Annotated in this window: 22 protein-coding genes and 1 other RNA gene; 13 read left to right on the forward strand and 10 right to left on the reverse strand. The window is 62.4% G+C overall.

Going from position 1 to position 23,042, the window contains the following annotated elements:
- Positions 1–64: 64 nt before the first annotated feature.
- The 4 genes from dapB to grpE all read right to left on the reverse strand — a co-directional run bounded on the left by dapB (position 65) and on the right by grpE (position 4,889).
- The gene (gene dapB / locus KVG96_RS20760) at positions 65–871 is read right to left on the reverse strand and encodes a 4-hydroxy-tetrahydrodipicolinate reductase (RefSeq protein WP_217893715.1); all 807 of its coding nucleotides are present in this window, start codon (positions 869–871) and stop codon (positions 65–67) included.
- 9 nt (positions 872–880) lie between these two features.
- On the reverse strand, positions 881–2,005 hold the full coding sequence (gene dnaJ / locus KVG96_RS20765; protein WP_217893716.1) for a molecular chaperone DnaJ: 1,125 nt from the start codon (positions 2,003–2,005) through the stop codon (positions 881–883).
- Positions 2,006–2,303: 298 nt separating this feature from the next.
- Entirely contained in the window at positions 2,304–4,220 is a 1,917-nt protein-coding gene (gene dnaK, locus KVG96_RS20770) for a molecular chaperone DnaK (RefSeq protein WP_217893717.1), read from the reverse strand.
- Between the two features lie 102 nt (positions 4,221–4,322).
- Complete coding sequence (grpE, locus tag KVG96_RS20775) at positions 4,323–4,889, reverse strand: nucleotide exchange factor GrpE (protein ID WP_085638359.1); 567 nt, start codon at positions 4,887–4,889, stop codon at positions 4,323–4,325.
- A gap of 240 nt (positions 4,890–5,129) precedes the next feature.
- Between grpE and recN the strand changes: the two genes are divergently transcribed.
- Positions 5,130–6,803: a DNA repair protein RecN gene (gene recN, locus KVG96_RS20780; protein ID WP_217893718.1), complete on the forward strand. Its 1,674-nt coding sequence runs from the start codon at positions 5,130–5,132 to the stop codon at positions 6,801–6,803.
- A 75-nt stretch (positions 6,804–6,878) separates the two neighbouring features.
- Here recN and fur read toward each other — a convergent pair whose 3' ends face one another.
- Positions 6,879–7,283 carry a ferric iron uptake transcriptional regulator gene (fur, locus tag KVG96_RS20785; protein WP_007915216.1) on the reverse strand — a complete coding sequence of 135 codons (405 nt, stop codon included), beginning with the start codon at positions 7,281–7,283 and terminating at the stop codon, positions 6,879–6,881.
- A gap of 97 nt (positions 7,284–7,380) precedes the next feature.
- Between fur and KVG96_RS20790 the strand changes: the two genes are divergently transcribed.
- Complete coding sequence (locus KVG96_RS20790) at positions 7,381–7,911, forward strand: outer membrane protein assembly factor BamE (RefSeq protein ID WP_217893719.1); 531 nt, start codon at positions 7,381–7,383, stop codon at positions 7,909–7,911.
- 61 nt (positions 7,912–7,972) lie between these two features.
- Here the strand turns inward: KVG96_RS20790 and KVG96_RS20795 are convergent, their stop codons facing one another.
- From KVG96_RS20795 to KVG96_RS20805, 3 genes are read right to left on the reverse strand one after another with little or no spacing between them, the layout of a single operon-like run.
- Entirely contained in the window at positions 7,973–8,287 is a 315-nt protein-coding gene (locus KVG96_RS20795) for an RnfH family protein (RefSeq protein ID WP_217893720.1), read from the reverse strand.
- Positions 8,280–8,714 carry a type II toxin-antitoxin system RatA family toxin gene (locus tag KVG96_RS20800; RefSeq protein WP_085578409.1) on the reverse strand — a complete coding sequence of 145 codons (435 nt, stop codon included), beginning with the start codon at positions 8,712–8,714 and terminating at the stop codon, positions 8,280–8,282. The genes KVG96_RS20795 and KVG96_RS20800 overlap by 8 nt, the downstream gene beginning before the upstream one ends.
- Positions 8,715–8,721: 7 nt before the next feature.
- Positions 8,722–10,125 carry a sodium-dependent transporter gene (locus KVG96_RS20805; protein WP_217893721.1) on the reverse strand — a complete coding sequence of 468 codons (1,404 nt, stop codon included), beginning with the start codon at positions 10,123–10,125 and terminating at the stop codon, positions 8,722–8,724.
- On the opposite strand from KVG96_RS20805, the gene KVG96_RS20810 reads away from it, so the two are divergent.
- Entirely contained in the window at positions 10,031–10,234 is a 204-nt protein-coding gene (locus tag KVG96_RS20810; protein ID WP_217894278.1) for a hypothetical protein, read from the forward strand. The genes KVG96_RS20805 and KVG96_RS20810 overlap by 95 nt on opposite strands.
- A 10-nt stretch (positions 10,235–10,244) precedes the next feature.
- Positions 10,245–10,727, forward strand: a complete 483-nt coding sequence (gene smpB / locus KVG96_RS20815; protein WP_085578405.1) for an SsrA-binding protein SmpB — start codon at positions 10,245–10,247, stop codon at positions 10,725–10,727.
- Between the two features lie 73 nt (positions 10,728–10,800).
- On the opposite strand, the gene KVG96_RS20820 is transcribed toward smpB, so the two are convergent.
- Complete coding sequence (locus KVG96_RS20820) at positions 10,801–11,568, reverse strand: FCD domain-containing protein (protein WP_085694970.1); 768 nt, start codon at positions 11,566–11,568, stop codon at positions 10,801–10,803.
- A 261-nt stretch (positions 11,569–11,829) separates the two neighbouring features.
- On the opposite strand from KVG96_RS20820, the gene KVG96_RS20825 reads away from it, so the two are divergent.
- The 9 genes from KVG96_RS20825 to KVG96_RS20865 all read left to right on the forward strand — a co-directional run bounded on the left by KVG96_RS20825 (position 11,830) and on the right by KVG96_RS20865 (position 21,666).
- Positions 11,830–13,524: a lactate permease LctP family transporter gene (locus KVG96_RS20825; protein ID WP_217893722.1), complete on the forward strand. Its 1,695-nt coding sequence runs from the start codon at positions 11,830–11,832 to the stop codon at positions 13,522–13,524.
- A 149-nt stretch (positions 13,525–13,673) separates the two neighbouring features.
- Complete coding sequence (locus KVG96_RS20830) at positions 13,674–14,498, forward strand: (Fe-S)-binding protein (RefSeq protein ID WP_217893723.1); 825 nt, start codon at positions 13,674–13,676, stop codon at positions 14,496–14,498.
- Complete coding sequence (locus tag KVG96_RS20835; RefSeq protein WP_217893724.1) at positions 14,495–15,949, forward strand: LutB/LldF family L-lactate oxidation iron-sulfur protein; 1,455 nt, start codon at positions 14,495–14,497, stop codon at positions 15,947–15,949. Before KVG96_RS20830 ends, KVG96_RS20835 begins: the two co-directional genes overlap by 4 nt.
- On the forward strand, positions 15,949–16,620 hold the full coding sequence (locus tag KVG96_RS20840) for a LutC/YkgG family protein (protein ID WP_217893725.1): 672 nt from the start codon (positions 15,949–15,951) through the stop codon (positions 16,618–16,620). The genes KVG96_RS20835 and KVG96_RS20840 overlap by 1 nt, the downstream gene beginning before the upstream one ends.
- Positions 16,617–19,439, forward strand: coding sequence for an FAD-binding and (Fe-S)-binding domain-containing protein (locus KVG96_RS20845; protein WP_217893726.1), 2,823 nt, complete (start codon positions 16,617–16,619; stop codon positions 19,437–19,439). The genes KVG96_RS20840 and KVG96_RS20845 overlap by 4 nt, the downstream gene beginning before the upstream one ends.
- A gap of 129 nt (positions 19,440–19,568) precedes the next feature.
- Complete coding sequence (locus KVG96_RS20850; RefSeq protein WP_217893727.1) at positions 19,569–19,853, forward strand: PA2433 domain-containing protein; 285 nt, start codon at positions 19,569–19,571, stop codon at positions 19,851–19,853.
- Between the two features lie 96 nt (positions 19,854–19,949).
- Positions 19,950–20,339, forward strand: a transfer-messenger RNA (tmRNA) gene (gene ssrA / locus KVG96_RS20855).
- Between the two features lie 130 nt (positions 20,340–20,469).
- On the forward strand, positions 20,470–21,315 hold the full coding sequence (locus KVG96_RS20860) for a hypothetical protein (RefSeq protein WP_217893728.1): 846 nt from the start codon (positions 20,470–20,472) through the stop codon (positions 21,313–21,315).
- A gap of 198 nt (positions 21,316–21,513) precedes the next feature.
- Positions 21,514–21,666 carry a hypothetical protein gene (locus tag KVG96_RS20865; RefSeq protein WP_217893729.1) on the forward strand — a complete coding sequence of 51 codons (153 nt, stop codon included), beginning with the start codon at positions 21,514–21,516 and terminating at the stop codon, positions 21,664–21,666.
- Between the two features lie 100 nt (positions 21,667–21,766).
- Here the strand turns inward: KVG96_RS20865 and KVG96_RS20870 are convergent.
- A protein-coding gene (locus tag KVG96_RS20870) for an IS3 family transposase (RefSeq protein ID WP_217893730.1) occupies positions 21,767–22,929 on the reverse strand; the annotation gives its coding sequence in 2 pieces (ribosomal slippage) (positions 21,767–22,674 and positions 22,674–22,929; 1,164 coding nt in all).
- Positions 22,930–23,042: the final 113 nt, after the last annotated feature.

Here is a 23,042-nt window from a genome sequence, read left to right on the forward strand (position 1 = left end):
AGCCCATCACCGGGCAAAACAAAAGGCGCCTGATGCGCCTTTTGTTTTCTTGCCTGCCGATCCCTTACTTCAGATCCAGCACGTCCTGCATGTCGTACAGGCCGGGCTCGCGGGCATCCAGCCAGAGCGCGGCACGCACCGCGCCCTTGGCGAACGTCATGCGGCTCGAGGCCTTGTGGGTGATCTCCAGGCGCTCGCCCTCGCAGGCGAACAGCACGGTGTGATCGCCCACCACATCGCCGCCGCGCACGGTGGCGAAACCGATCGTCTCGCGCTCGCGGGCGCCGGTATGGCCTTCACGGCCGTACACCGCCACCTTCTGCAGATCGCGGTCCAGCGCATCGGCGATCACTTCGCCCATGCGCAGGGCGGTGCCCGACGGCGCGTCGATCTTGTGCCGGTGGTGAGCCTCGATGATCTCGATGTCCGCATCGTCGCCCAACACCCGCGCCGCCATATCGAGCAGCTTCAGGGACAGGTTGACGCCGACGCTGAAGTTGGCGGCGAACACGATCGGAATTTCCCGGCCGGCCTCGGCCAGGATCTGCTTCTGGGCAGCATCCAGACCGGTGGTGCCGATCACCATGGCCTTGCCCGCCTTGCGGCAGAACGCCAGGTTCTTCAGCATCACTTCGGGCAGCGTGAAGTCGATCAGCACGTCGAACTCTTGCGCCACCGACTCCAGGTTGCCGGACAGCGGCACGCCGATGCGTCCCAGCGAAGCCAGCTCACCGGCATCCACCCCGATCAGCGTGCTGCCGGGACGGACGATGGCGGCCGTCAGGCCGGTCAGCGGTGCGCGTTGCTGCACCGCCTCGACCAGGATCTTGCCCATGCGCCCGGCAGCGCCCATCACAGCTATACGTCGCATGCCGACTCCTTACAGATCGCCGAAGAAGCGTTTCACGCCGTCGAACCAACCGGCGGTTTTCGGGGAATGGCTGTTGTCGCCCGCCAGCGAGCTACGGAACTCTTCCAGCAGCTCACGCTGGCGACGGTCAAGGTTGACCGGCGTCTCGACCGCCACACGGCACATCAGGTCGCCCGCACCGCCGCCGCGCACCGGCGCCACGCCCTTGCCGCGCACGCGGAACTGCTTGCCGGTCTGGGTGCCTTCCGGGATCTTCAGCTTGACCCGGCCGTCGAGGGTCGGAATCTCCAGCTCGCCGCCCAGCGCCGCATCGACGAAGCTGATCGGCACTTCGCAGAACAGGTGCTTGCCGTCGCGCTGGAAGATCGCGTGCTCGCGCACGTTGATCACCACATAGAGATCGCCGGTCGGCCCGCCCTGGGTGCCCGCCTCGCCCTCGCCGGACAGACGGATGCGGTCGCCGGTGTCGACGCCGGCCGGCACTTTCACCGACAGGGTCTTGTACTCTTCGACACGGCCTTCGCCGTGGCAGGAGTCGCACGGGTCGGTGATGATCTTGCCCTGGCCATGGCAGCGCGGGCAGGTCTGCTGCACCGAGAAGAAGCCCTGCTGCATGCGCACCTGACCGATGCCGCCGCAGGTCGGGCACGTGGATGGCGAAGAGCCCTTCTTGGCGCCCGAACCGTCGCACGGCTTGCAGTTGACCAGGGTCGGGACGCGGATGTTCACGGTCGTGCCGCGCACCGCTTCTTCCAGGTTCAGCTCCAGGGTGTAGCGCAGGTCGCTGCCGCGCTGGGCGCCGCCGCGGGAACCGCCGCGGCCGCCGCCGAAGAAGTCGCTGAACACATCGCCGAAGATGTCGGAGAAGTTCTGGCCGCCGAAGCCGGCACCGCCGCCGCCCATGCTCGGGTCGACGCCGGCATGGCCGTACTGGTCGTAGGCGGCGCGCTTGCTGGAGTCGGACAGCACTTCGTAGGCCTCGTTGGCCTCCTTGAACAGTTCTTCCGACGCCTTGTCATCGGGATTACGGTCCGGGTGATGCTTCATCGCCAGGCGGCGGTAAGCCTTCTTCAGCTCGGCATCGCTTGAGCCACGCTCAACACCCAACACTTCGTAATAGTCACGCTTTGCCATAAGTCTTCGCACTCTTAAGGACGTTCGGCAAACCCCTCCTGAGCTTCGCCGAACTCGTTGAGCCCCCAAACAGGCCCGGACCCAACTCACGTCGATTTCAACGATCCTGGTCTTTGATCCGATGCGGCACTTGCGGCGCGAAAAGCAGGAGCATTTCCGGCCATGCCACCAGCATCCGAACGTTGTCGCATGCTGTAAAAATTCGCGTATTCCAGATACGCCAACGCGGGAGCAAGCTCCCGCGCGGCGACATCCTACCAGTCACCGCCCAACGGCAGTCAACCGGCCGACCAACAACTTACTTGTGGTCTTTGACTTCTTCGAACTCGGCATCGACCACGTCGTCAGCCTTTTCAGCCTTCTCGTCGTGCGGTGCCGCGCCTTCGGCAGGCTGGGCCTGTTCGGCGTACATCTTCTGGGCAACCGGAGCGGAGACCTTCGACAGTTCTTCAACCTTCGCGTCGATGGCAGCCTTGTCGTCGCCTTTCACAGCGGCTTCCAGGGCAACCACAGCCGCTTCGATCGCAGTCTTCTCTTCGGCGGTGACCTTGTCACCCGCGTCGGCAATCATCTTGCGGGTCGAGTGAACCAGTGCGTCACCCTGGTTACGGGCAGCGGCCAGCTCTTCGAACTTGCGGTCTTCCTCGGCGTTGGCCTCGGCGTCACGCACCATGCGCTCGATCTCTTCGTCGGACAGGCCGGAGTTGGCCTTGATCACGATCGACTGGGTCTTGCCGGTGGCCTTGTCCTTCGCGCCGACGTGCAGGATGCCGTTGGCGTCGATGTCGAAGGTCACTTCGATCTGAGGCACGCCGCGCGGAGCCGGCGGAATGTCGGCCAGGTCGAACTTGCCCAGGGACTTGTTCTGTGCGGCTTGCTTGCGCTCGCCCTGCAGGACGTGAATGGTCACGGCGCCCTGGTTGTCGTCGGCGGTCGAGAACACTTGCGATTTCTTGGTCGGAATCGTGGTGTTCTTCTCGATCAGCGCGGTCATCACGCCGCCCATGGTCTCGATGCCCAGGGTCAGCGGGCTGACGTCGAGCAGCAGGACGTCTTTCACGTCACCGGCCAGAACGGCGCCCTGGATTGCAGCACCCATGGCAACAGCTTCGTCAGGGTTGACGTCTTTACGTGCTTCTTTACCGAAGAAATCGGTCACTGCCTTCTGCACCAGCGGCATACGGGTCTGACCACCGACCAGGATCACGTCGTTGATCTGGCTGGCGTCGATGCCGGCGTCTTTCAGGGCGATGCGGCATGGCTCGATGGTACGGTTCACCAGATCTTCGACCAGCGATTCCAGCTTGGCGCGAGAGATCTTCACGTTCATGTGCTTCGGACCGGACGCGTCTGCAGTGATGTACGGCAGGTTGACGTCGGTCGACTGAGAAGAAGACAGCTCGATCTTGGCCTTCTCGGCGGCTTCTTTCAGACGCTGCAGTGCCAGCGGATCGTTCTTCAGATCCATGCCCGACTCTTTCTTGAACTCATCGACGAGGTAGTCGATCAGGCGCATGTCGAAGTCTTCACCACCCAGGAACGTATCGCCGTTGGTGGCCAATACTTCGAACTGGTGCTCACCGTCGACTTCGGCGATCTCGATGACCGACACGTCGAAAGTACCGCCACCCAGGTCATAAACGATGACCGTGTGATCGCCCTTGGCCTTGTCCATACCGTAGGCCAGTGCAGCGGCAGTCGGTTCGTTGATGATGCGCTTGACGTCCAGACCGGCGATACGACCGGCGTCCTTGGTAGCCTGACGCTGGCTGTCGTTGAAGTAGGCCGGAACGGTGATGACCGCTTCGGTAACCGCTTCGCCCAGATAGTCTTCGGCGGTCTTCTTCATCTTTTTCAGGACTTCGGCGCTGATTTGCGGCGGAGCCATTTGCTTGTCGGCGGCCTCGACCCATGCATCACCGTTGCTGGCCTTGACGATTTTGTAAGGCACCAGCTTGATGTCTTTCTGCACGACGTCTTCGTCGAAACGACGACCGATCAGACGCTTCACCGCGAACAGTGTGTTGTGCGGGTTGGTCACCGCCTGACGCTTGGCGGACTGGCCGACCAGGATTTCGCCGTCGTTGGCGTAAGCGATGATCGAAGGCGTGGTGCGCGCGCCTTCGGCGTTCTCAATCACTTTGGCCTTGCCGTTTTCCAGCACGGAGACGCAGGAGTTGGTAGTCCCCAGGTCGATACCGATAATTTTGCCCATGTTCACTCTCCCGAAACTTTGGATTTGGTTGCCGCAGCGGTCTTGGCCAACTGCGGTAGCACTTAAACGCTTGACTTCTAAATGGGGGCCTTACGGCGGATTTCAAGCCTTCTCGTCGATCGAAGGCGAAATCGGCGCCGGCGCCTTGCTGACCACGACCATCGCCGGACGCAGCAGGCGGCCGTTGAGCTGGTAGCCCTTCTGGAACACTTTCAGGACGCTGTTCGGCTCGACATCGGCGCTTTCCTGCATGGCCATCGCCTGATGGTGAACGGCGTTGAACGGTTCGCCGTGAGGATCGATCGCTTCAAGCTGGTAGCGCTTGAGGGTGTCGTGGAACATCTTCAGGGTCAGTTCGATGCCTTCGCGCATCGGACGGATGCTTTCGTCGTCCGGGCTCGACAGCTCGAGGCCGCGCTCCAGGCTGTCGACGATCGGCAGCAGGTCGCCGGCGAATTTTTCCAGCGCGAACTTGTGCGCCTTCTCGACGTCCTGCTCGGCACGGCGGCGGACGTTCTGCAGATCGGCGGCTACGCGCAGAGATTGATCCTGCGCGGCGGCCAGTTGCTCTTCGAGCACTTGCACACGGGTCGCCAGGTCATCGCCCGACGCCTCGGGCGCCTGATTGGCTTCTGGATTTTGCGTATCCACTGTCTGTTCGTCAGCCATAGAATTCTCCTCTCAATTTCGTCCGCGGGCTCTACCCGCGCTTCTGCCCCGGTATATGGGGCCGCAAAATCAGGCTTCAAGGGCCTGGCGCGATTAACCCTACAAAAAAGTGCCGCATTGTCATTCCCGCACGCGATAACCGCCGATCGCATCCAAGCCAATCGAGCTAAGGGAAGGCATTGTCAGCCCAAAACAAAACACTGTATAAATAACCAGACCTCAAGCCTGGGAGCGGCCCACATGCTGGTGCACCTGTCCGTACACAACTACGCCATCGTCGAACACCTCGATCTCGAGCTGGATCGCGGGATGAGCGTGATCACCGGCGAAACCGGCGCCGGCAAGTCGATCATGCTCGACGCCCTGGGCCTGACCCTCGGCGACCGTGCCGACAGCGGCGTGGTGCGCCCCGGCGCCGACAAGGCCGACATCCTGGCGACCTTCGACCTGGGCGACATCCCAGAGGCCGGCGCCTGGCTGGCCGAACGGGATCTGGAAACCGACGGCCCGTGCATCCTGCGCCGGGTCATCACCAGCGAGGGCCGCTCACGCGGCTACATCAACGGCACCCCCTGCCCCCTCGGCGACCTCAAGGCCCTCGGCGAACTGCTGATCGACATCCACAGCCAGCACGAGCACCAATCGCTGCTCAAGACCGACACCCACCGGCGCCTGCTCGACGAGTACGCCGGCGCCACCGACCTCGCCCGCCAGGTGCAATTGGCCGCCCAGCGCTGGCGCCAGACCCGCCAGGAACTGGAGCGCCTCTCCAATTCCGGCGACGAGCAGCGGGCACGCCACCAATTGCTCAGCTATCAGCTCGAAGAGCTGGAAAACCTCGGGCTGGGCGAAAACGAACTGGAAGAGCTGGAACAGGAACACAAGAACCTGACCAACGCCGAAGCCCTGCTCGGCATTTGCCGACAAGTGGTCGACCATTGCAGCGAAAGCGATTCCGGCAACGTGCTGAGCGCCCTGACCGCTTGCCTCAATCGCCTGACCAGCGTCAACAGCACGATCGGCGCCCTGAACGAGGCCAGCAGCCTGCTGACCAGCGCGCAGATCCAGGTCGAAGAGGCCGTGGGCGAACTCAACCGTTTCCTCGACAACTTCGACGCCGACCCGGCACGCCTGCAATACCTGGAAGAACGCCTGGACACCATCTATACCCTGGCGCGCAAACACCGGATCCAGCCCACCGAGGTCGCCGAACTGCAGCAGCGGCTGCTGGACGAGATCGAAACCCTGAACGCCAACGACGAATCCATCGAGCGGCTGGGCGAAGAGCTCAACGCCTTCGCCCGCCATTACCACGAGAAGGCCCGGGAACTGAGCGACCTGCGGCATCAGGCCGCCGGCAGCCTGGCCGGCGCGGTGGAGCAGGAGATTCAACGCCTGGGCATGCCGGGCGGCCGCTTCACCATCGAGCTTCGCCCGAACGACAGCGACGAGCTGCAGCCCAACGGCCTGGAACATGTGGAACTGCTGGTCAGCGCGAACCCGGGCCAGCCGCTCAAGGCACTGGCCAAAGTGGCGTCCGGCGGCGAGCTGTCCCGGATCAGCCTGGCGATCCAGGTCATCACCGCCCAGACCTCCCGCGTGCCGACGCTGGTGTTCGACGAAGTGGACGTGGGGATCGGCGGGCCGACGGCAGAGATTGTCGGCCAGTTGCTGCGGCGCCTCGGCGAGCGGGGCCAGGTGCTGACCGTGACCCACTTGCCGCAGGTGGCGGCCCAAGGGCACCAGCACCTGTTCGTGCACAAGGTGCGCGGCGAACAGGCCACCCACACGGCCGTGTCCCGGCTGGGCAAGAACGACCGCATAGAAGAGGTGGCGCGGATGCTCGGCGGCATCGACCTTACCAAGGAGTCCCTGGCGCACGCCAAAAAGATGGTCGTCGCCGCGAAGGCCTGACCACTGCAGAAAGCACGAAGGCGACCCTCGGGTCGCCTTCGTTCGTTTCGCGAGCCTGACGCTCGCGCGACAGGCTTACTTTTTCTTGCGGATGTACAGCACCAGATTGTGGTCGACCAGCTCGACACCGTGCTCTTCGGCGATCGCCTTCTGGAGCTTTTCGATTTCCGGGCTGACGAACTCGACCACCTCACCGGTCTCCACGTTGACCATATGGTCGTGGTGACCGCTGTCGGCCAGTTCGAATACCGCGTGGCCGCCGTCGAAATTGTGACGGACCACGAGGCCGGCCGCTTCGAACTGGGTCAGGACACGGTAGACCGTGGCCAGACCGACGTCCTCGCCAGCCTCCATCAACGCCTTGTAGACGTCTTCGGCACTCATGTGGCGCTGCTCGGTGGAGTCCAGCATTTGCAGGATCTTGACCCGAGGCAGGGTCACTTTGAGGCCGGCTTTGCGTAGTTCGCTATTTTCAACCATGGTCAGCTTTCTCGCGATGCTGCTTCGCAGCTTCTCTTAATGCGGGTATGATCGGCGTTTACGTTGTCCCAGCCAAGATAGTGGAAGTCGCCCACCGATGCAAAACACCAAGCTCTTGCTAACCAGTTTCACCTTCGTGGGACTGCTCGCACTCGCCGGTTGTTCATTCCCCGGGGTTTACAAAATCGACATCCAGCAGGGCAATGTCGTCACGCAGGACATGATAGACCAGTTGCGTCCGGGAATGACCCGGCGGCAAGTGCGGTTTATCATGGGCAACCCCCTGATCGCCGACACATTCCACCCCGACCGCTGGGATTACCTGTACAGCCTGCAGCCGGGCGGCGGTGAACGCCAACAGGAACGCATCAGCGTCAACTTCAACGCGAACGACCAGCTCGTCAGCCTCTCCGGTGACTTCATGCCCGGCGTGAGCCGTGACGAAGCCATCCTCGGCAAGGATACCGGCACCACCGTGACCGCCCCTGCCACGGAGAACGCCGAGAAGCCGAAACCGGAAAAACCGGTCAAGCCAGGTTCCCTGCTGGATCAGATCCAGAAAGACGTGGATGGCGTGGAAACCGTTCCGGTGCCGACGCCGGAGCCGCTGGACACCTCGCCGCAATAATTTGCGCCGCAATAAAAAACCCGGAGATTCCGGGTTTTTTATTGCCTGGCCATCGGCCGACTCACTGATTTCGCGCTTTCGCCTCTGCGGCCCTAGCCGCACGCAGACGCCGCACTTCCTTCGGGTCGGCCAGCAACGGGCGATAGACCTCGATGCGATCCCCTGCCTGAACCACTCGCACTTCCGGGTCGGCGATCACCTTGCCGAAAATGCCCAACGGGCAGCCGGCCAGATCCAGCTCCGGACACTCGCCGCCGATGCCCGACGCCAGCAGCGCAGCGCGCACCGTCGTGCCCTCGCCCACGCTCACCGAACGCAGGATCTGACGGTCGACGGCGGCATACACCACTTCGATCTCGATCACCGGATCAACCATGCTTCTGCTTGGCGCGCTGGCAGAAGGCATCCACCAGGGTGTTGGCCGCCTGATTGAACAGCGGGCCGAGAGTGGCGCGCACCAGCGGCCCGGCGTAATCGAACGACAGATCCAGGCTGATCTTGCACGCCTTCTCGCCCAACGGCTTGAACACCCAGATGCCGTGCAGTTGCGTGAACGGCCCCTCTTCGAGGTTCATCTCGATCGATTGCCCCGGCACCAGCGTGTTGCGGGTGACGAAATGCTGGCTGAGGCCGCCCTTGGCCACGCCGACGCTGGCGCGCATGTAGACGTCCGAGCTTTCCAGCACCTCGGCGGACGAGCACCACGGCAGGAACTCGGGGTAGCGCGCCACGTCGTTGACTAGGTCGTAGAGAAACTGCGCCGGATAAGGCAACAGCGCCGAACGTTGAATATGTGTCGTCATGTCAGCGTCACTTCCAGAGCTGGGTGGCAAACACCACAAGAATGCCGATAGGCGCCACATAGCGCATCAAGAACAGGGAAAAGGCGAACAGCGCCGGGCTGCGGATCGACAGTTCGTCGCGCACCGCCTCACGCCCCATCACCCAACCGGCAAACATCACGAAACACAATCCGCCGAGCGGCAGCATGATCCGCGAAGTGAAGAAGTCGATCACGCCGAAGAAGTCCAGACCGCCCGCCGCGCCCCACTGGTAGAGGTGGAACAGGCCACCTTCGTTCACGAAGAATTTGGCTTCCTTCCAGATGTTGAAGGAAAACACCGTGCCCAGGCCGACGAACCAGCAGATGAAGGCCAGCCAGAACGTCACCCACGCACGGCTGATTTTAGTCCGCTCCACCAGATAGGCGACCATCGGCTCCAGCAAGGAAATGGCCGAGCTCCAGGCGGCGATGGCCACCAGGACGAAGAACACCACACCCATCAACTGACCGAACGCCACGTTGCCGAAGGCGAACGGCAGACTGACGAACATCAGCCCCGGACCTTCGCTGGGGTTCAGGCCGCCGGCGAACACGATCGGAAACAGCGCCAGCCCCGCCAGCAGCGAAACGAATGTGTCGAGCAGCGCCACGCCGACGACGGTGCCGGACAGCGAGGTGTGTTTCGGCATGTAAGCGCCGTAGATCATGATCGAACCGACGCCCACGCTGAGCGAAAAGAACGCATGCCCCATCGCCGGCAGCAGGCCGTCGAGCACCTTGTCCGGATGGAAGTCGAACATGAAATGCACGCCTTCCATGAAGTGCCCGGTGGTCATGCTGTAGCCGAGCAGCACCAGCACCATCACGAACAGCAGCGGCATCATGATCCGCAGGCTGCGCTCAAGCCCGGCGACCACACCCTTGGCGATCACGACGGCCGACAGCAGCATGAACACGGTGTGCCACAACGTCAGGCGCCACGGGTCGGCGATCACGTTGCCGAAATAGGCGCCCACCTGTTCGGCGCTGGCGCCCTGGAAGTCGCCGCGCCCCATGTCGATGATGTAGTCCAGCGACCAGCCGCCCACCACGCTATAGAAAGAAAGGATCAGCAGGGCCGTGATCATTCCGGCGAACGCGCCCCACGACCACTTGGCCGTGTGCCCCGCCTCCAGCGCCAGTACCTTGAGCGCGTTGGCCGGGCTTTGCCGGGCGCGCCGGCCGATCAGGGTTTCGGCGAGCATCACCGGGATCCCGATCAAGGCGATGCAAGCCAGGAACATCAGCACAAAGGCGCCGCCGCCGTAGACCCCGACCATGTAGGGGAACTTCCAGATGCTGCCCAAGCCCACGGCCGAACCGGTCGCGGCGAATATGAAAACCCAGCGGCTAGCCCAACTGCCGTGGACAGAAACCTTGTCTGTCGACATCGTTTATCACGCCCAAGCGTTCGAAAAAGAGGCCGCATTGTCCGGGATTCACTCAACCTGCTCAAGCGCGCAGCATCACCGTAGCCGCCAGCCGTTTATCTCCATATAATGCCGCCCCTATGGCCAAACAGAAAAAACACCCAACAGGAACCATCGCGCAGAACAAAAAGGCGCGACACGATTACTTCATCGAGCACAAGTTCGAGGCCGGTCTGGTTCTGGCCGGTTGGGAAGTAAAGAGTCTGCGGGCAAGCAAGCTGCAGCTGGTCGACAGCTACGTGCTGCTCAAGGATGGCGAAGCCTGGCTGCTCGGCAGCCACATCACGCCATTGATGACCGCCAGCACCCACGTCATCGCCGACCCGGTGCGCACCCGCAAGCTGCTGCTCAACCGCCGCGAGCTGGACAAGCTGTCCGCCGCCGTCCAGCAAAAGGGCTACGCCTGTGTGTGCCTGTCCTTCTACTGGAGCAAGCACATGGTCAAATGCGAGATCGCATTGGGCAAGGGCAAGAAGGAATACGACAAGCGCGACACCGAGCGCGAACGCGACGCCGGCCGCGAACTGCAGCGCGCCGTGCGCAACAAGGGCAAGGAAGACTGACGCCAGTCCGGTCCTCAAGTGCCGTGCGAGGGAGCAAGCTCCCTCGCCACAGATCAAGCCAGGCGAACCACCGTCACATCCCCTTGCGCCGCTCCGCCCGGGCCACGCGCTGAACTTCCTGACGCACCTCCTCCAGCACTTCCTGCACATACAGAATGTGCCGGCTGGACACTTCCCGCGCCTGCTCCGCCCGTCCTTCGACAATCGCCTGATACAGTTCCCGGTGCTGGGTGATCAGCATGTCGCGGGTCTCCGCGCGCTGCTTGTACATGCCGCCGATGTTGGTCACCACGTTGCGCTTGAGCAGGTCGAACAACCCGCGGATGGTGTGCAGCAACACGGCGTTGTGGCTGGCTTCGGCAATCGCCAGATGAAATTTCGCGTCCGCTGCGCCCTCTTCCGCCCGGCTCACTTCGTCGTGCCGTGAATAGCAATCCTGCAGTTCCTCGAACGCCGCCGTCAGCCGCTCGCGGTCCACGTCAGTCGCGCGCAATGCCGCGTAATAGGCGCACGATGCCTCCAGGGTGTGCCGAAACTCCAACAGATCGCGCTGGGCCTCGGGATTGCTCTCCAGCAATTGCAGCAGCGGATCGCTGAACGTAGAACCGAGACTTTCCACCACATAGTTGCCGCCGCCCTGGCGGCTGACCAGCAAACCTTTGGCCGTGAGTTTCTGAATCGCCTCGCGCAGCGACGGCCGCGAGACCCCGAACTGTTCGGCCAGCGTACGTTCCGCCGGCAAGCGTTCGCCGGACTTCAGCGTGCCCTCGAGGATCATCCCCTCAAGCCGCTCGACAATATCGTCAGACAAACGGCGCTGACGTATCTGATCAAACCCCATCACTCAATTCTCCACGACCCCGACCTCTCGCCGGGCTCTCTATTCTGGCCTATCGCCGCGTTGCCGGCACCTCTCAGATCCCGTCGATTCGACCGGCTCAACCGGTCCTGGCGTCCGGTTGTTCGACAAAAGTTTTAGGGCGGCAAATTGACACACCGATATCGAGGCTTTTACCCTAGCCGACAGCGATTGTAAATTGGTCTTACCAATTACCCAAATTGCTGACAGTGCCTGACCAACAACAATTAGGGGCCACCCCATATGCAAACCTGGCAACAGCTCTACAGCCCGCTCGGCAGCCTCGGCGTGTCCGCCCTCGCGGCCGTCATCCCTATCGTCTTCTTCTTCCTCGCCCTGGCGGTGTTCCGCCTCAAGGGCCACGTCGCCGGCAGCATCACCCTGGCGCTGGCCATCGCCGTAGCGATCTTCGCGTTCCACATGCCGGTGGACATGGCCTTCGCCGCCGCCGGCTACGGTTTCGCCTACGGACTGTGGCCGATTGCCTGGATCATCGTGGCGGCCGTGTTCCTCTACAAACTGACGGTCAAGAGCGGCCAGTTCGAGGTCATCCGCAGCTCGGTACTGTCGATCACCGACGACCAACGCCTGCAGGTCCTGCTGATCGGCTTCTGCTTCGGCGCATTCCTGGAAGGTGCCGCCGGGTTCGGCGCGCCGGTGGCCATCACCGCCGCGCTGCTCGTGGGGCTCGGCTTCAATCCGCTGTACGCCGCCGGCCTGTGCCTGATCGCCAACACCGCGCCGGTCGCCTTCGGCGCACTGGGGATCCCGATCATCGTCGCCGGCCAGGTGACCGGCATCGACGCGTTCAAGATCGGCGCCATGACCGGCCGCCAACTGCCGCTGCTGTCGCTGTTCGTGCCGTTCTGGCTGGTGTTCATGATGGACGGTCTGCGCGGCGTGCGTGAGACCTGGCCGGCCGCGCTGGTGGCAGGTTTGAGCTTCGCCGTGACCCAGTACTTCACCTCGAACTTCATCGGCCCGGAGCTGCCGGACATCACCTCGGCCCTGGCCAGCCTGATTTCGCTGACCCTGTTCCTGAAGGTCTGGCAGCCGAAACGTGCCGCCGGCCAACACATCGCCGGCGCCGTTTCCGCCTCGGTGGTGACGGCCAGCGCGGGCGGTTTCGGCCAGAAGCGCACGACCGTCGAATCGCCCTACAGCCTGGGTGAAATCTTCAAGGCCTGGTCGCCGTTCCTGATCCTCACCGTGCTGGTGACCATCTGGACCCTCAAGCCGTTCAAGGCCATGTTCGCCGCCGGCGGCTCGATGTACGCCTGGGTGTTCAACTTCGCGATCCCGCACCTCGATCAACTGGTGATCAAGACCGCGCCCATCGTCGCCACGCCGACCGCGATCCCGGCGGTGTTCAAGCTCGACCCGATTTCCGCCACCGGCACGGCGATCTTCTTCTCCGCGCTGGTCTCGATGGCGGTGCTGAAGATCGACTTCAAAACTGGTCTGACCACTTTGAAAGAGACCTTCTACGAGCTGCGCTGGCCGATCCTGTCGATCGGCATGGTGCTGGCGTTCGCGTTCGTCACCAACTACTCGGGCATGTCTTCGACCCTGGCCCTAGTGCTGGCCGCGACCGGTGCGGCGTTCCCGTTCTTCTCGCCGTTCCTCGGCTGGCTGGGCGTGTTCCTGACCGGTTCGGACACCTCGTCCAACGCCCTGTTCAGCTCGCTGCAAGCGACCACCGCACACCAGATCGGCGTCAACGACACCCTGCTGGTGGCCGCCAACACCAGCGGCGGCGTGACCGGCAAGATGATCTCGCCGCAATCGATCGCCGTGGCCTGCGCCGCGACCGGCCTGGTGGGCAAGGAATCGGATCTGTTCCGGTTCACCCTCAAGCACAGCCTATTCTTTGCAACGATCGTCGGCCTGATCACCCTGGCCCAGGCCTACTGGTTCACCGGCCTGCTGGTGCACTGAGACGACGAGCCAAAAGGAAAAAACCGACGCCGGTCCGTGATTCCGGCGTCAGCAATTCACACCCCGGTCTGTAAGGCTGCTGAAAGCAACGCGCTCTATATTCGGCAGCCGCGCAGACGGATAACCGGGCCCACCCGGAGACACGCCTGATGAGCGAGCTTTTCTACAACGCCGTGCCCAACGCCACCCGCGTCGCACCGCCACTGCCCGAACCCCGGCAGTACCCCGGCGAGAAACCGTCGCGGGTCTACCTGTTCGGAACCTGCGTGGTGGATCTGTTCTACCCCGAAGCCGGGATGGACGCGATCCGCCTGCTGGAGCGCGAAGGCATCCGGGTCGACTACCCGCAAGGGCAGACCTGCTGCGGACAACCGGCCTACACCTCCGGTTACACCGAGCAGGCCCGGGCCGTGGCGCGCTCGCAACTGGCGCTGTTCGCCGGGGACTGGCCGGTGGTGGTGCCGTCGGGCTCGTGCGCGGGGATGATCCGCGAGCATTACGCCGACTTGTTCAAGGACGAGCCGGACACGCTGCAACAGGTGCAGGCCCTCGCGGCCCGCACCTATGAACTGGCCGAGTTCCTGCTGTTCGTCTGCAAGGTGCAGCTTCTGGACAGCGGCGAGCCGGTGAAGGTCGCCTTGCACACCTCGTGCTCGGCGCGCCGGGAGATGAACACCCACCTGCACGGCCGCGAGCTGTTGGCGCAGTTGAGCAATGTGGAGCGGGTCAACCATGACCATGAAAGCGAATGCTGTGGCTTCGGTGGGACATTCAGCGTCCGTATGCCAGACATTTCCGGTGCGATGGTGGCCGACAAGACCCGCGCCCTGAAGGAATCCGGCGCGCACCAGGTGCTGAGCGCCGATTGCGGCTGTTTGATGAACATCAACGGCTCGCTGGAGAAACAAAAGGAAGCGCTGCGCGGCCAACACCTGGCCAGCTTCCTGTGGCAGCGGACCGGAGGTGCGAAGTGAGCGCCTCGACGATCATTCCTACGGTTGCCGTAGAAGAAGATTTCCGCACCCGGGCCCACAACGCCCTGGGCGACCAGCAGTTGCGGAACAACTTCCGCACGGCGATGGACTCACTGATGGCCAAGCGTGCTGCGGCCTTCGGCGACGCCCATGAACGAGAACACCTGCGCGCTCTGGGCAATGCGATCAAGGCCCGCGCGCTGTCCAAGCTGCCCGACCTGCTCGAGCAGCTGGAACAGAACCTGACCCGCAACGGTGTGACTGTGCACTGGGCGGAAACGGTGGACGAGGCCAATGGCATCGTCCTTTCGATCATCCGCGCTCACGAGGCGCGGCAAGTGATCAAAGGCAAATCGATGGTCAGCGAAGAGATGGAGATGAACCATTTCCTCGAGGCTCGGGACATTGAATGTCTGGAGTCCGACATGGGGGAGTACATCGTCCAGCTCGACCACGAGAAGCCCTCTCACATCATTATGCCGGCCATCCACAAGAACGCCGGTCAGGTCGCGTCCTTGTTCCACGACAAACTCGGCGTGGAGTACACCAAGGACGTCGACCAACTCATTCAGATCGGCCGCCGGGTGCTGCGGCAGAAATTCTTCGAGGCGGACATCGGCGTCTCCGGCGTCAACTTCGCCGTGGCCGAGACCGGCACCCTGCTGCTGGTGGAGAACGAAGGCAACGGCCGCATGACCACCACGGTGCCGCCGGTGCACATCGCCGTCACCGGCATCGAGAAGGTCGTGGAGAACCTGCGCGACGTGGTGCCGCTGCTGTCCCTGCTGACCCGCTCGGCCCTGGGCATCCCGATCACCACCTACGTCAACATGATCTCCGGCCCGCGCAAGGCACACGAACTCGACGGCCCCCAAGAAGTGCACCTGGTGCTGCTCGACAACGGCCGCAGCCAGGCCTTCGCCGACAGCGAACTGCGCCAGACCCTCAACTGCATCCGCTGCGGCGCGTGCATGAACCATTGCCCGGTCTACACCCGCGTCGGCGGCCACACCTACGGCGAGGTCTACCCCGGCCCCATCGGCAAGATCATCACGCCGCACATGGTCGGCCTGGCGAAGGTGCCGGACCATCCGAGCGCGTCGTCCCTGTGCGGGGCCTGCGGCGAGGTGTGCCCGGTGAAGATCCCGATCCCGTCGCTGCTGCGCCGCCTGCGCGAAGAGAACGTCAAGGCGCCGGACGCGCCGAACCCGGTGATGCGCGGCCAGGGCAGCAAGTATTCGCGCAAGGAGCGCTTCATCTGGAACGCCTGGGCCAAGCTCAACAGCTCGCCGGCGCTGTACCGGCTGTTCGCGTTCGCGGCCACACGCCTGCGCGCCCTGACGCCGAACAACGTCGGCCCATGGACACAGAACCACAGCGCGCCGAAGCCCGCCGCCCGCTCGCTGCACGACATGGCCCGGGAACATCTGGGCAAACAGGGAGACCGCTGATGAGCGCCAAGCAAAACATCCTCGGCAAGTTGCGCAAGAGTCTGACCGGCACCACACCGATCGCCGACAACTTCGATGTCGATCTGGTGACGCAGCCTTACACCTACACGGCCGAACAACGAATCCCGCAACTGCGCAAACTGATGGAAGCGGTGCACACCGAAATCCATCTGACCACCGGCGAACACTGGCCAGCGTTGCTTGCCCAATTGCTGCGCGACCGTCAGTTGCCCAGCCTGCTGATCGCACCGACCACCGCCCACGGCCAACAGATCGCACAGCACTGGTCGAAAAATCCCGGCCTGCCGGTGCTCAAGGCCTACGACCGGCCGATGGAAGAGTGGAAAGCCGAGCTGTTCAACGACACTCCGGCCAGCCTGACCGGCACCCTCGGCGCCATCGCCGCCACCGGCAGCCTGATCCTCTGGCCGACCCGGGAAGAGCCGCGCCTGATGAGCCTGGTGCCGACCGTGCACTTCGCCCTGCTCAAGGCCAGCCAGATCCGCGATAACTTCTATCAGGTGCAGCAGGAATTCGAATGGGCCCAGGGCATGCCGACCAACGCGCTGCTGGTGTCCGGCCCGTCGAAGACCGCCGACATCGAGCAAGTGCTGGCCTACGGCGCCCACGGCCCGAAAGACCTGGTGGTGTTGATCCTGGAGGACCAATGACGTTACCGGCGGCTTTCCTGCGCGATGCGCAGCAACTGATTCCGGCCGAACGCCGCTTCGACGATCCCCTGTCGACCCTGGCGTTCGGCACCGACGCGAGCTTCTACCGGCTGATCCCGAAACTGGTGGTCCGCGTCGAATCCGAAGACGAAGTGGTGGCGCTGCTGAAACTGGCCCGCCGCGACCGGGTGCCGGTGACCTTCCGCGCCGCCGGCACCAGCCTGTCCGGCCAGGCGATCAGCGACTCGGTGCTGATCGTGCTGGGCGACAACTGGAACGGCCGCGAAATCCGCGGCCACGGCGCGCAGATCCGTCTGCAGCCGGGCGTGATCGGCGCACAGGCCAACGCTTGGCTGGCACCGTTCGGGCGCAAGATCGGACCGGATCCGGCGTCGATCAACGCCTGCAAGATCGGCGGCATCGTCGCCAACAACGCCAGCGGCATGTGCTGCGGCACCGCGCAGAACACCTATCACACCCTGGCCGGCATCCGTCTGGTGCTGGCCGACGGCACGCGCCTGGACACCGAAGATGCCGCCAGTGTCGCGGCGTTTCGCGCAAGCCATGGCGAACTGCTGGAGCGTCTGGCGACATTGGGCCGCGAGACCCGCGCCAATGCCGAACTGGCTGCGCGAATCCGCCATAAATACCGTCTGAAAAACACCACCGGGCTGTCGCTCAATGCCCTGGTGGATTTCGACGAGCCTGTGGATATCTTGAGCCACCTGCTGGTCGGCTCCGAGGGCACCCTCGGCTTCATCAGCGCAGTGACCTACGACACCGTGGCCGACCACCCGAACAAGGCCTCGGCGCTGATCGTGTTCCCGGATGTGGAGACCTGCTGCAACGCCGTGACGGTGCTCAAGCGCCAACCGGTGTCCGCCGTGGAACTGCTCGACCGACGCAGCCTCCGCTCGGTGCAGGACAAACCCGGCATGCCGGATTTCGTACAGCACCTGTCGAACAATGCCTGCGCCTTGCTGATCGAATCCCGCGCCGCCTCTTCGTCATTGCTGCAGGAACAACTGGCGCAGATCATGACGTCGCTCAGCGGATTCCCGGTGGAAAAGCAGGTCGACTTCACCGAAGACCCGACCGAAAACGCCCGGCTCTGGGCGATCCGCAAGGACACCTTTCCCGCCGTCGGCGCGGTGCGCAAGACCGGCACCACGGTGATCATCGAAGACGTGACCTTCCCGGTGGAACAACTGGCCATCGGCGTGAACCGCCTGATCGAACTGTTCGACAAACACCGCTACGACGAAGCGATCCTTTTCGGACACGCCCTGGAAGGCAATCTGCACTTCGTCTTCACCCAAGGCTTCAACAGCGCGGAAGAAGTCGCACGCTACCAGGCGTTCATGGACGACGTGGCGCAACTGGTGGCGGTGGAGTTCGGCGGCTCGCTGAAGGCCGAGCACGGCACCGGGCGCAACATGGCGCCGTTCGTCGAACTGGAATGGGGCAGCGACGCCTACCAGTTGATGTGGCAACTCAAGCGCCTGCTCGACCCCGACGGCATCCTCAACCCGGACGTAGTGCTCAGCGAAGACCCGCAGATCCACCTCAAGCACCTCAAACCGCTGCCGGCAGCAGACGAGATCGTCGACAAGTGCATCGAATGTGGCTTCTGCGAACCGGTCTGCCCGTCGAAGGGCCTGACCCTTAGCCCGCGCCAGCGCATCGTGATCTGGCGTGACATCCAGGCGAGAAAACGCGCCGGAATCGACACCACCGAACTGGAAAAAGCCTACGACTACCAAGGCATCGACACCTGCGCCGCCACCGGTCTGTGTGCGCAACGCTGCCCGGTCGGCATCAATACCGGCGAGCTGGTGAAAAAGCTCCGGGGCCGACACGCCACGCATACGAAAACCGCCAACTGGATCGAAGGAAATTTCGCCACGACGCTGCAAGGCGCACGCTTCACCCTGCACGTGGCCAACGGCGCCCGCATGCTGCTGGGGGCTCCGCGCTTGGCGAAGCTGTCGGCGACACTGACGCGCCTGTCCAAGGGGCAGGTGCCGCAGTGGACGAACGCGATGCCGCAACCGGAGCGCGCCGTGCGCTTCAGCCCCGCCGTCAACGACGAGCGCCCGCGCGTGGTGTATCTGGCGGCGTGCGTGTCGCGGGTGATGGGGCCGGCGGCGGGTGACCGGGAACAGATGTCGCTGTACGACAAAACCCGTCAGTTGCTGGAAAAGGCCGGTTATCAGGTGGTCTTCCCGGAGAATCAGGACAATCTCTGCTGCGGCCAGCCGTTCGCCTCCAAGGGCTACGCCGAGCAGGCCGAGCACAAGCGCCAGGAACTGATCGGCGCCCTGCTCCAGGCCAGCCGCGGCGGGCTCGACCCGATCTACTGCGACACCAGCCCCTGCACCCTGCGGCTGGTGCAGGATGTCGGCGATGTTCGCCTGGACCTGTACGACCCGGTGCGCTTCATCCGTACGCATCTTCTCGACCGGCTGGAGTTCACGCCCCAGGACGCACCGATTGCGGTGCACGTGACCTGCAGCACCCAGCACCTGGGCGAAAGCCAGGCGCTGATCGACCTGGCGCGCAAGTGCAGCAAGACCGTGGTCATCCCGGAAGGCATCCACTGCTGCGGCTTCGCCGGCGACAAGGGCTTCACCACGCCGGAGCTCAACCGCCACTCACTGCGTACCCTCAAAGACGCGGTGCAGCAGTGCAGCGAGGGGATTTCCACCAGCCGCACCTGTGAGATCGGCCTGACGCAACACGGCGGCATCGACTACCACGGGCTGGTCTACCTGGTGGATCGCGTGACCCGGGCCAAACGGAGCGAAACGCCCGCCTGAAAAAAAACAGAACCCTGACGAACACCCGCAGTCCACCGAACAAGCCCCGCCGAACGGGGCTGTTCCTTCATCCGGTTGCCCGTCCTGACGGCCAGCGAAGTCTGGATCCTCAGTTCAAGGAGATTGCCCATGAAACGTTCCGTGCTGTTCGGTCTGTTCGTCACCGCCTCGATGCTGACCTCCGCCGCGTTCGCCGCCGGCGGCACCGACGACCTGTGCGAGACCAACCTGCAAACCATCGCCAACGCCAAGGCCCAGATCCCTGCGGACATGAGCGCCCGGGTGGACGCCAGCGTCCAACAGGCCAAGGCCTACCAGGCGCAAAACACCGACGATGGCACCAAGAAATGCATCACCGAAACCACCCAGACGATCCAGGACATCCGCAACGCGAACAAGGACGGCAAGAGCTGATCCGTGAACGGGCCAACCTTCGGGTTGGCCTCGCCAGCGGTTTGGCGTACACTGCACGTGCCTGTTGTTCAAAGAGAAATGCCGAGCAACGGGTTCGGGGCCGATTAGGATTCGACGCCGGTGGCGAAACTTTAGGTGCATGCCGAGTTGGTAACAGAACTCGTAAATCCACTGTTGCAACTTCTTATAGTTGCCAATGACGACCAATACGGTGCTGCTCTCGCTGCTTAATTGCAGCTGACATGCACTCCTGGTGCCTTCGGGCCCAGCAATCATCAGGGGATGTCTGTAAACCCGAAATGATTGTCATATAGAACAGAATCGCCGTGCAGTACGTTGTGGACGAAGCGGCTAAAACTTACACAACTCGCCCAAAGCACCCTGCCCGTCGGGTCGCTGAGGGTTAACTCAATAGACACGGCTACGCATGTAGTACCGACAGCGGAGCACTGGCGGACGGGGGTTCAAATCCCCCCGGCTCCACCAAATGATCCTTACAAAACAGGCACTTAGCGAATATCGCAAGTGCCTTTTTTGTGTCCAAAAGGGCTGTTTTGGCTGGGGAATGCCAGCTTTATGACAGCCTCATACAGCGATGAGTAGGCAGGAGGCGGACTTGTATAATCTCTTGGTGCGGTACGGCGGATGGAGCGGTCGCCGTGACGAGATATCGCTCAGCCGAATCTATATTCCACAGGATGACCCGGTTCTCCGTCTTCCTAACGGTTCAGTCAACTTCGCAGCACTGACCCAAATCCCAGCCCTGTTCGTCGAAGAGACTGCACGGGGCGAGACGCAATTTGCCAGGGTGGGCAGCATCACCTCCATCACGGCTGCCGGCGCCAGTGTAAGCGTTCAATATAGCTACGAGCCTAACGTTCCACCTATCCCCCACGAGGAGGTGATGCGTTTAGCTGCAGCCTTGGATATCCCAATGCCTACGCGAGGGTTTACCGCTTTTGAGCACAGCCACTGGCGTGTACCGGGGGCCGATCTGTACAAAGTGATCGCTACTGAAGTCAGTCGGCCGGACCGAACCCCCAGAGTTTTCCAGTTGCGCGAGCCGCAACTTGTCGAAGAGGACTTGTTGAGTACGATGATGCCCTTTGCTGGTTTCGGTGGGATTTACCACGCAATCCAAGGAGCAGCTGCAAACAATCTCATGCGCTGCCACCGAGCTGATGATATTTGGGAGAATCACGCGATCATTCAGGACGTTGTCGACCTGATCGATAGATCCTCGATTGTGGTCTGCGACTGTACTAACCGGAACCCCAACGTTTTCTATGAGATTGGGGTGGCTCATGCGCTAGGAAAGGAGGTTATCCTGATCACACAAAGTGGTGGGGACGTGCCCTTCGACCTAGCACACATCCGGCACATCCGGTATTTCGCGAATGACCTGCACCAATTGACAGTCGATCTCACTGCACGCATTCAGGCTATTCGGGCGAGGAGATAATCGACAGGCGGCGCGATTTACTGATACTGTCGCGCCACTGCAAGATGCCAGGAAGCGAAGCCTTGCTTCGCCCTGCAACCGTCCAGTTGGGACGCTGCCGCCGGACTCTGGTGAAAAGAAACAACAGGCAGCGAAGTCTGAACCTCCTCGCCCACTGCTTTATGAGACCAGGAGAAACAGCTAGAGGAGGTCACCCCCATGGGTGGTATGAATCAGGCTGGTTCAGCAGTTTTGCACAAGCGCATTCGTGCGTTCGGTAGCATGGCCATCGGCTTCGGCTTGATGGGCATCGATCCAGTGTCCGCTGTTGCACTGGCGCTTTTGGCTACTGTCGTCTTGGCGATGTTGTAAGGCTAGGGAGGCCATGTGCTCGGACGTGGCCGCCTGAACCTACTCAGCGACATGATTTTGTCACTGCTTCCAGCTCCTTCTCGTAGCCGATCTGTAGTGGTCAACTCATCCCGGACACGGTTTTGAGTTTTTCTTCAGCTTTCGCCGGAGCCAGTCCATCGTTGAACTGATGAGGCCGGATCCAGTTGTAGTGGCTCATCAGGTATTGGCCAATGTCTCGTTGAGCTTGCTGCCCGGTCAGGTAGCCCGTGGTCGGTATCCACTCTGATTTCAAGCTGCGAAATACTCGCTCCATCGGTGCATTATCCCAACAGTTGCCTCGGCGGCTCATGCTCTGGCGAATGCGGTAGCGCCACAGTCTCTGGCGGAACTGACGGCTGCCATATTGCGATCCCTGGTCGGAGTGGAACAGTAGTCCTTGAGGCTTTCCACGTTGTTCGTAAGCGACGTCCAGCGCTTTGACCACCAGCTCTCCATCCGGCTTTTCTGATAAGGCCCAACCAACCACTCTGCGTGCATAGAGATCCAGGACAACTGCCAGATAGTGCCATTTGCCCTGTGCCCAGACGTAAGTGATGTCTCCACACCAGACCTGATTTGGCGCTTCGACATCAAACGCTCGGTTCAAGGTGTTCGGAATATCTGGCCGTTCCACTGTGGCCTTTTTGTACGCATGTGATCCTGGCTGCTTGCTGATCAATGCCAGCTCACGCATCAGGCTGCGGACCTTGAACCGCCCGATTTGCTCACCCTCTTCTTGCATCATTGCCATGATGGTACGGCTGCCGGGCGCACTTCGACCTCGCGTGAACAACTCATTCACTCGACTGCGCAACCGCAGTCGTTCAACGTCCGGAGTTCGCCTTCTGTGACGATGTGCGTAGTAACTTGAGCGAGTAACTTCGAACACTTCGCACAAACAATCAACGGGCTCATGGTCGCTGAGCTGGCGGATCAGCGCGTACGCTCGAGATCTTCCGACATCAAGAGCGCGGTAGCCTTTTTTAGTATCGATTTCTCGCGTTCAAGGCGCGTGATCCGGGCTTCCAACTCTTGGATTATTTGCTGCTCTGGCGTCAACGCTTTGCTGGCCGGCGTTACGCCGCCGCGCTCCTGCTGAGACTGATTAACCCATCGGCGTAGTGCCGACTCGACCAGGCCGAGCGAACGGGCCGCTTCGGCATGGCTGTAGCCTTGATCGAGCACCAGGCAGGCAGCTTCGCGCTTGAACTCAGGGGTAAAGGTACGGCGTTGCTTGGTCATCGGACACCTCTCTGTGGCGAGCATTCTCGCCTAAATGGGTGTCCGGGGTTAGTAGACCACTACACATGGGTGTTCGACGTCTGAGCAAAAATCTGATCTCAGTAGCCAAGATC

The sequence above is a fragment of the Pseudomonas ekonensis genome (assembly GCF_019145435.1).
In the GTDB taxonomy this organism is placed as follows: domain Bacteria; phylum Pseudomonadota; class Gammaproteobacteria; order Pseudomonadales; family Pseudomonadaceae; genus Aquipseudomonas; species Aquipseudomonas ekonensis.